At 56.1% G+C, this 8,231-nt stretch carries 8 protein-coding genes and 2 pseudogenes; 4 read left to right on the top strand and 6 right to left on the bottom strand.

The annotated features are described in order from the left end of the window. Positions 1-702: exonuclease subunit SbcD (sbcD, locus tag CUC53_RS09970; protein WP_157798245.1), on the bottom strand; the 702-nt coding region annotated here is incomplete at its 3' end. 123 nt (positions 703-825) lie between these two features. Then, the gene (locus CUC53_RS09965; RefSeq protein ID WP_100294021.1) at positions 826-1,254 is read right to left on the bottom strand and encodes a GNAT family N-acetyltransferase; all 429 of its coding nucleotides are present in this window, start codon (positions 1,252-1,254) and stop codon (positions 826-828) included. 186 nt (positions 1,255-1,440) lie between these two features. Between CUC53_RS09965 and rdgC the strand changes: the two genes are divergently transcribed. Both rdgC and CUC53_RS19245 read left to right on the top strand, forming a co-directional pair. Beyond that, positions 1,441-2,352, top strand: a complete 912-nt coding sequence (gene rdgC, locus CUC53_RS09960) for a recombination-associated protein RdgC (protein WP_100294020.1) — start codon at positions 1,441-1,443, stop codon at positions 2,350-2,352. Between the two features lie 314 nt (positions 2,353-2,666). Continuing rightward, a pseudogene (locus tag CUC53_RS19245) lies at positions 2,667-3,234 on the top strand (transposase); the annotation flags it as partial. Here CUC53_RS19245 and CUC53_RS09950 read toward each other — a convergent pair. The 3 genes and pseudogenes from CUC53_RS09950 to CUC53_RS09940 form a co-directional block, all read right to left on the bottom strand. Continuing rightward, positions 3,218-3,301: pseudogene (locus CUC53_RS09950) on the bottom strand (IS5/IS1182 family transposase); the annotation flags it as partial. The pseudogenes CUC53_RS19245 and CUC53_RS09950 sit on opposite strands and share 17 nt — an antisense overlap. 8 nt (positions 3,302-3,309) lie before the next feature. After that, positions 3,310-5,037 carry a single-stranded-DNA-specific exonuclease RecJ gene (gene recJ, locus CUC53_RS09945; protein WP_100294019.1) on the bottom strand — a complete coding sequence of 576 codons (1,728 nt, stop codon included), beginning with the start codon at positions 5,035-5,037 and terminating at the stop codon, positions 3,310-3,312. Then, positions 5,003-5,686, bottom strand: a complete 684-nt coding sequence (locus tag CUC53_RS09940) for a DsbC family protein (protein ID WP_100294018.1) — start codon at positions 5,684-5,686, stop codon at positions 5,003-5,005. Before CUC53_RS09940 ends, recJ begins: the two co-directional genes overlap by 35 nt. Positions 5,687-5,956: 270 nt before the next feature. Between CUC53_RS09940 and mscL the strand changes: the two genes are divergently transcribed. Continuing rightward, on the top strand, positions 5,957-6,367 hold the full coding sequence (gene mscL, locus CUC53_RS09935; protein WP_100294017.1) for a large-conductance mechanosensitive channel protein MscL: 411 nt from the start codon (positions 5,957-5,959) through the stop codon (positions 6,365-6,367). Positions 6,368-6,445: 78 nt separating this feature from the next. On the opposite strand, the gene xerD is transcribed toward mscL, so the two are convergent. Next, on the bottom strand, positions 6,446-7,345 hold the full coding sequence (xerD, locus tag CUC53_RS09930; protein ID WP_100294022.1) for a site-specific tyrosine recombinase XerD: 900 nt from the start codon (positions 7,343-7,345) through the stop codon (positions 6,446-6,448). Between the two features lie 164 nt (positions 7,346-7,509). Here xerD and fldB point away from each other — a divergent pair, with 164 nt between their 5' ends. Further along, positions 7,510-8,028, top strand: a complete 519-nt coding sequence (gene fldB / locus CUC53_RS09925) for a flavodoxin FldB (RefSeq protein WP_100294016.1) — start codon at positions 7,510-7,512, stop codon at positions 8,026-8,028. Positions 8,029-8,231 lie beyond the last annotated feature (203 nt).

The following is an 8,231-nucleotide window of genomic DNA, read 5'->3' as shown; positions in this document are numbered from 1 at the left end:
GGCCAGATGGAGGTGGCCGAGCGCCGTGTAGTCTGCACCGGCAAAGAGTTCGGCAGGCAGGGCGTGCTGGTTGCCGCCGAGCACCCGCCGTTCCGACAGCTCGGAGAGCTGGCCCGCCGCCAGATAGGCATGGCCCATGGCGATGAGTGGCAGATCCTCCCCGCAGCGGGCGCGCCCTTCGGCCAGCACCTCGGCGTAGACCTGGCGTACCCCTTCGATCAGCCTGTCTTGTCCTTCTTCCAACGACTCCACCCGCAGATCGCTGCTGCGCAGGAACGGCACGGCGGCGCACCAGGCGGCAATGTTGCCCTCCTTGTCTTGCAGCGGTACCAGCAGACGGTCGGTATCGAGCTTGCCCTCACTGTCGCGGCTGATGCTGCCCACCAGATGCAGATCAAAGGCGCGCAGCAGCTCGTGGGGGGCATCGAGCTTGGAGGGGGAGTCGTGGTTGCCGCCGATCAGCACCATGTTGAGGTGGGGCAGCTCGGCGCGCAGCCGCGCCAGAAAACGGTAGAGCTGTTGCCAGGCGCTGGCGGGCGGATTGGCGGTATCAAACAGATCGCCCGCCACCAGCAGGGCGTCGATCTCGCACGCCTTGAGGGTGTCGCTCAGCCAGTCGAGAAAGGCATCGTGTTCAACACGGCGGTCATGGCCATGGAGTTGATGGCCAAGGTGCCAGTCGGCGGTATGGAGGATTTTCATCGATTGCACGGCTCGGAGTGAAAAGCGGTGCCAATGGTTGACACCTAGTAGGGACAAGATGAGGACATGCCCCACTTTTTTCAAGCAATAGTGAGGCAGGCAAGCGGTGAAGCTGGGATCCCGTTAAGCGGGGAGGCACCTCATGCGATATTGAGGATGGCCTGAATGTGGGTCAGGATTTTCTGCTTCGATGATAAAACCGTGGTGATGATAAAAACGCACCGCCTCGCTGTTCTCTGCAAAGACCACCGCATACAGCGCCTCTTTTTGGCGTTTCGCCTCTTGCAGCAAAGCATGACCAACCCCACGTTGCTGCTGATCGGGGCGGACAAACAGGGCGGCAAGGTAGTTATCGACCAGTGCCATAAAGCCAAGCAGTTGATCGCGTTCTTCATATACCCAGAGCCGAGCACGTTCAAAATAACGGGTACGCAGTGTTTCTTGGGCCTGCCACCAGCAGGAGGCATCGACAAAGTCATGGGCCTGTAGCGATGCAAGTAGCCAGATCTCGAGAATTTGTTCCATATCATCAGGGCGACTGGGCCTGAGCATATCAATATCCTTATTAACAACTCGTTACATTCCAGCGTAGGAGAAAGGGTGGCCAATGTGGGCAGGGATAGGGCCACGTGTGACCTATATCGACCTCTGGTGCTCTTTATTTAGCAACAATGATTGGCTGATCACACTGCCCCTCTTTAGTACAATGCCCGCCGGACAATAGAGACTGAGGTCGCCATGTGGTTTAAAAACCTGCAAATTTATCGCTTTACCCGCCCCTTTGACCTGACCGTTGAACAGCTGGAAACCCAACTGGAAGCCTGTGCTTTCACCCCCTGCGGCAGCCAGGACGTCTCCCGTTTCGGCTGGGTCAAGCCTCTTGGTAAGTTTGGGGCCACGTTGACGCACTCGGCCTCCGGCCACATCCTCATCTGCGCTCGCAAAGAGGAGAAGATGCTGCCCGGCACTGTGGTAAAAGAGATGCTGGCCGAGAAGGTTGAAGCGATTGAGTTTGAGCAAGGGCGCGCCCTGAAAAAGAAAGAGAAAGAGGCCCTGAAAGAGGAGATCATCCATACCCTACTACCACGGGCCTTTAGCCGCACGAGCCAGACGTTTGCTTGGATCAGCCCTGCCGACAATTTGATGGTGGTGGATGCTGGTTCTGCGAAAAAAGCTGATGATCTGCTGGCGCTGCTGCGCAAATCCATCGGCACCCTGCCGGTGGTGCCGGTGGCCCTCAAGAACCCACCCGAGATCACCATGACCGAATGGCTCAGCGAGGGAAATCTGCCAGCGGCCTTTACCCTGGAAGACGAAGCTGAGCTGCGCAGCGCCATGGAGCATGGCGGCATCATCCGCTGCAAGCAGCAAGATCTAATGACCGATGAGATCAAAAACCACTTGGCCAACGACAAGCTGGTGACCAAGTTGGCCCTTAACTGGGGGGAAACCTTGAGTTTCGTATTGGGGGATGATCTCTCGATTAAACGTATTAAGTTCAGCGAAGAGCTGCGCGAGCAAAATGACGATGTTACCTCGGAAGATCCAGCTGCCCGTTTAGACGCTGATTTTGCCCTGATGACGGCTGAGCTTGCCCAGTTCATCCCCGCACTGTTTGCTATCCTAGGGGGCGAGCAGCAGAGCCTCTGATAAGGACGCAGTCACAGAGAGCCTATCGCCGTCAGTGTCAGCTGTGCGTGGGCTCTTGCCAAGCAGCTGCTGTGTATCCTTTCCTCCCCATCCTATCTGCTATGTCCACGCTCAGCAGTGGCAATCGCTAATGCCGCGCCATTGCTATAAATCAGAGCCGAAGAACCTATCTCAGTAAGCATTAGCGCAAGCGATTTAAATTAGGTTCGGTGCATGTACAGGATCTGTAGCGGCAACCAATTGAAATAGATATGAAAAAAGACTTCGTTTGTGACCTTATTTTATCGCCAAACAAGACTGCCAGGCCCGAAGCCATGACGATTATCCATGCCAATCACTATCTCAATCAACTCCTCGCTCCCGCCGAGCTCGAGCGTTTTGCCTACGTCTGCGCGCCATCACTCCCTAGATGCGGGTCACCTCCCTGTTACACGCCTTGGGTGGAGGAAAGATCGATGCCATTGCCTGCTTGCATCAATATTTCAATGGCTTGCAGATCGCGGGCTCCCATCAGGTATCCTACAAGCCTTTTCATAACCCGTTGCGTAAACCCGCGTTTGCTCGGTAATCCCCCAATTTATGAAGGCCCTAGCTGAACGAGCCATCGCCCTGAGCATCCGTCAGCAAGTGAAGGACATTGCCCAAGGTGCCTTCAAGCCGGTATTACTGCAAGACTGCCCCTCTTCTGCCGTTCACAAACGCCTAGCTATGGTCTTTCCCTAGCGATCCAAGGCCATCAACCCTGCCACCATCGAATGTCATATGACCATGTCACTGCTGGAGCAAAAACCGGTCTGTATACAGCTCTCTGTTAACACAGCGTCTGAGCGCCAGTTTCTTCCTGATGCCCAAGTGCTGAACGGTTACCTTGAGCTTGCCAATCGGGTAGGCGACGCCAGCACGACATCCCACTGCCAAAACCCAGCGACTTGGGTAAGTCCTCCCACGGNNGTACCACTAACCCGCTGCAGCCAGATGCTCCACCAGCAGTTGCACGCTGCGATTGCCGCGCCACTCGTTAACATCAAGCCGATAAACCAGCCGCACTCGCTTTACCGAGGCATCGGGCCAGCGTTTGAGATCGACCCCAAAGGCAATGGCATCTACCGCATGGCCAGAGTCAGTGGTCAGCATCATTTTGAGGTGCTTCTCCCCCACCAATCGCTGCTGCACCAGCACAAATTCGCCATCAAACAGTGGCTCGGGGAAGGCTTGCCCCCACGGGCCGGAGGCGCGGATCAGCTCCGCTAACTCAAGGGTCAGCTCATCGGGCAGTAACTCGCCATCGGTCAGCAACACGCCGGTCAGCAGCTCTGGTGTCACCAGCTCGCGAATAATGGCCTCAAAGGCGCGGCCAAAGGCCTCGATATTAGCGGTTGGCAAAGTCAACCCGGCAGCCATGGCGTGACCACCAAATTTGCCCATCAGGCCGGGGTGGCGGGTATCAAGTAGTTCGAGGGCATCGCGCAGATGTACCCCGGGGATAGAGCGGCCGGAGCCTTTTAGCTCGTTCTCGCTGCTCTTGGCAAAGGCAATCACGGGGCGGTAGTACTGCTCTTTTACCTTAGAGGCCACCAGCCCCACCACCCCCTGATGCCATTCGTCACGGTGCAGGACGATGCCAGCCGGTACCTCACCATCGCGAAACCGGATCTGCTCCAAGGTGGCGAGGGCCTCCTGCTGCATCCCTTGTTCGATGGTTTTACGCTCTTGATTAAGGCTATCCATCTCGGCCGCCAGCTGACGGGCCATGTTCCGATCATCGCTGAGCAGACAAGCGACCCCAAGAGACATGTCGTCCAGCCGCCCCACCGCATTGAGCCGAGGGCCGAGAGCGAACCCCAAATCAGCGGCACTGAGGCGACGGCCATCACGACCAGAGATATCCACTAATGCCTGAATACCGGGGCGACAGCGCCCTGACCTGATCCGCTGTAGCCCCTGATGCACCAAAATACGGTTGTTATCATCCAAGGCGACCACGTCGGCCACGGTGCCAAGGGCCACCAGATCGAGATAATCCGCCACATTGGGCGGCGTTACTCCTTGTCGCTCAAACCAGCCAGCGTGCCGCAAATGGGTATTCAGCGCCGCCATTAGGTAGAAGGCAACCCCGACCCCAGCCAGCGATTTAGAGGGAAAATCACAGCCATGTTGGTTGGGGTTCACTATCGCATCTGCCTCAGGCAGCATGGGGCCTGGCAAATGGTGATCAGTAACCAATACCTGCATCCCTGCCGCTTTGGCGGCGGCGACCCCAGCAATGCTGGAGATGCCGTTGTCTACTGTGATGAGGAACTCAGCACCACGTGCCACCGCCAACGCCACAATCTCCGGGGTCAGGCCGTAGCCAAACTCGAAGCGGTTGGGTACCAAAAAGTCGATATGACGTCCTCCCATGGCACGCAGTGCCAGCACACACAGCGCCGAGCTGGTGGCACCGTCACAATCAAAATCACCGACGATCAGGATCCGTTTTTGTGCCGCCAACGCGTTGGCCAGCAGCGGCACCGCCTGTGCCATACCAAACAACTGCTGAGGGGGAAGCAGTAAGCTGGCACTGCGTTCGAGTACTGCGGGGTTCACGATGCCACGACTGGCGAAGATTTGCCGCAGCAGCGGATGGAGCGTCGCGGGTAGATGGCAATCATCAACGCGCGGACGACGACGGATGAGCAGAGGCATCAGTAAAGTTATCCAATATTTTTAATAGTCGCTCAGGGCTTTGATAACCACGCACCAAATCCCCGCTGGACGTCACCCAAGTCGGTAAGACCTTGATCCCTAACCATTGGCTTAAGCCAATATTGTCGGTCAGGATCTCATTACAGCCCTCGTGGGGTAAATAGGTGTGAAACGAATTGTTTTGCAACAGGGGATCGTCGCACCAAGCAGCCGCCTGCTCGGGATGGTCGATGACGGGATAGACCTCGACGCTGACTCCTAATCTTTGCAGCTGCTGCAGCGCCGCCGGTAGGTGATGGCAGTAGGGGCAATCTTCACCAACAAACAGCGCTACCCGATACAGCTCATCAGAGGCCTGAAATACCCGAGGGGAGTACGATACTTGCGCCAGCCCCAAGCGCCGCTGGGCGCGCATCTCTAGTAACGTCAGATTTTTCATCTGTTGGGTCATGTCCAGCATCACTCCCTGCAGCAGATAGTCGCCATTGGCGTCGCTATAAAACAGCCCTTGAGAGGTTCCTAACATATAGAGCCCAGCAATGGGGCTCTGTTCCACCAGATAAACCGGCACGCCCAAGCGCTCGGAGACCACTTGCCTTAACTCTTGATGTGCCGCACCCGCCTTGGCATTAAATGCAATAATTAGCATTATCCATAGTAGTAAATGCTTCACTTTTTGGCTCTTTCAGCATTAATGAGTTGAAAAAACAAATTACAGTAGCAGTGAGCACAACTCAATCAGCTAATGATTTTTTTGATATTAATGACGGTGGGATAAAAATATTGGGCGACCAATTGCCAAGCAGAACCTGCCACCGCAAGCTAGCAGGGAAGGTTGGCGATTGGCGTAGTCATCTCGGGTTGCTTTGCTCATCGCCCGCCATTACCCAAGCATATTTCATTGAATGTCGGAGAAAAGATGAGTTTGATTCAAGAGTTCAAAGCCTTTGCCGCCAGAGGCAACGTGATCGACATGGCGGTCGGGATCATCATTGGCGCCGCCTTTGGCAAGATTGTTTCTTCGTTTGTCGGGGATGTGATCATGCCGCCGATTGGGCTGATCCTAGGGGGTGTCGATTTCAGCGATCTGGCCGTCACCCTCAAAGCGGCCGAAGGCACCACCCCAGCGGTGGTGATCGCCTACGGCAAATTTATTCAGACCATTATCGATTTTCTGATCATCTCATTTGCCATCTTCATGGGGCTTAAGGCCATCAATACCCTCAAGAAGCAGCAAGAGGAGGCGGCGCCAGCCCCCGCAGCCCCCACCAAAGATCAAGCGTTGCTGGCGGAAATTCGTGACCTACTTAAATCGCAGCAGGAGAAATAACGGCAGGTATTGCACTCACCCCTGCAAACGCTAACCCCATAAAAAACCGCTGCGGCGGTTTTTTATGGGCAAGAATCCTTAACCACGGGGATGGTGCTCACTGTGCAGCACCTTGAGGCGCTCGTTGGCGACATGGGTATAAATCTGGGTGGTGGAGAGATCGGCATGGCCCAGCAGCATCTGTACCACCCGTAAATCAGCACCATGATTGAGCAAATGGGTAGCAAAGGCGTGCCGCAGGGTATGCGGAGAGAGCTCGCCGTGGATGCCTGCACGTTGGGCATAAAGCTTGATCCGGTGCCAGAAGGTTTGGCGCGTCATCATCTGGGCCCGTTTGGAAGGAAACACCACATCTGAGCTGGTGCCCCCCAGCAGCAGGGTGCGGGCGTCGCGGTAATAGCGCGCTAGCCAGTACATCGCCTCTTCCCCCATCGGCACCAACCGCTCCTTGTTGCCCTTGCCCACCACCCGGACCACCCCTTGGCGCAGGCTGATATGCTCAGCCGTGAGGCCAACCAGCTCGGAGACTCGTAGACCAGTGGCATAGAGCACTTCGAGCATTGCCTTATCGCGCAGCTCCAACGGATCATCCACCAGCGGTGCAGCCAGCAGCGCCCCTACTTCGGCCTCACTCAAATCAGACGGCAGCTTTTTCGCTAACTTGGGCCCTTCCAGCAGCACCGTTGGGTCGTCAGAACGCAGTTTCTCCCGATTAAGGTACTGATAAAAACGGCGTAGGGCGGACAGAAAGCGAGCACTACTGCTGGCGGCAAACTGCATATCGACCCGCCAGGCCAGGTAGTGCTGAATATCGTTGCTGTCTGCCAACAGCAAGGCGCTGCCTTGCTTATCAAGCCAGTGTGCAAACTGTGTCAGATCGGTGCGATAGGCACTGACGGTGTGATCAGAGAGCCCCCGCTCTAACCACAGCGCATCGAGAAAGGGGTCAATCAATGGATGGGAATCTGGTTTGCTCATCATGGGCTGCGTGGTTAACCAAGAGGCCTCCATTGTAACGCTGTAACGCTGCAGCGGGCCACCTTAGCACGTGAGCCAGGTCACGTAAGGGCGATGAAGCTGTGCGCCCAATCTGCTAGACTGCCCCTCCCGTTACGTTGCCTAACACCAGCAAGAGAAGCGCGATGAAAATTGGTCTGTTTTACGGGTCTACCACCTGCTACACCGAGATGGCCGCCGAGAAGATCCGTACCCTACTTGGCCCAGAGCTGGTTGACTTGCACAACATCAAAGAGGTTCCTCTGCGCCGGATGGAGGATTACCAGGTGCTGATCCTAGGCATCTCTACGTGGGATTTTGGCGAATTGCAGGAAGATTGGGAGTCCCACTGGCAGGAGATTGCCGACCTGCACCTCACCGGCCGTATCGTGGCACTGTTTGGCCTTGGCGATCAGCTGGGGTATGGCGAATGGTTTCAAGATGCCCTCGGCCTGTTGCACGATCAGCTGTTGAGCAAGGCGGTCTCGCTCGTCGGTTACTGGCCTAACGAAGGGTACGAATTTGATGCCTCCAAAGCCCTGATCGACCACGACCGCTACTTCGTCGGGCTAGCCCTTGATGAAGCTAATCAATATGACCAGACCGATGAACGCATCGCCCAATGGGTGGCGCAGATCTTAGGCGAAATCGACACCCTGCTCTGATCTTGCCCTCTTATTTTTCGAACATGCCGCGCCGCCGATGGCCAAGTTCTACCATCGGTGGTTGAGCGTTGAGCGGCGTTGTTTCCCAAATCAGCCAGCAAGTTATGACTTCCCCAGCCCCAAATGACAGTTACACTCGGAGCTGTCTGACGGGCAGACCTAGGGTGTTCAGTTTGTTTAGCGCACTCACATACGCCATGACT

Origin of the sequence: Aeromonas cavernicola (assembly GCF_002795305.1) — a bacterium.
In the GTDB taxonomy this organism is placed as follows: domain Bacteria; phylum Pseudomonadota; class Gammaproteobacteria; order Enterobacterales; family Aeromonadaceae; genus Aeromonas; species Aeromonas cavernicola.
The sequence above is the reverse complement of the archived record's forward strand: the minus strand, read 5'-3'. Positions and strand labels throughout refer to the sequence as shown.

Excerpts from the sequence above, each read along its gene's own strand:
- CUC53_RS09965 (WP_100294021.1), bottom strand. The coding sequence starts at position 1,254 with ATGCTCAGGCCCAGTCGCCCTGATGATATGGAACAAATTCTCGAGATC.
- rdgC (WP_100294020.1), top strand. The coding sequence starts at position 1,441 with ATGTGGTTTAAAAACCTGCAAATTTATCGCTTTACCCGCCCCTTTGAC.
- recJ (WP_100294019.1), bottom strand. The coding sequence starts at position 5,037 with ATGCCTCTGCTCATCCGTCGTCGTCCGCGCGTTGATGATTGCCATCTA.
- CUC53_RS09940 (WP_100294018.1), bottom strand. The coding sequence starts at position 5,686 with ATGCTAATTATTGCATTTAATGCCAAGGCGGGTGCGGCACATCAAGAG.
- mscL (WP_100294017.1), top strand. The coding sequence starts at position 5,957 with ATGAGTTTGATTCAAGAGTTCAAAGCCTTTGCCGCCAGAGGCAACGTG.
- xerD (WP_100294022.1), bottom strand. The coding sequence starts at position 7,345 with ATGAGCAAACCAGATTCCCATCCATTGATTGACCCCTTTCTCGATGCG.
- fldB (WP_100294016.1), top strand. The coding sequence starts at position 7,510 with ATGAAAATTGGTCTGTTTTACGGGTCTACCACCTGCTACACCGAGATG.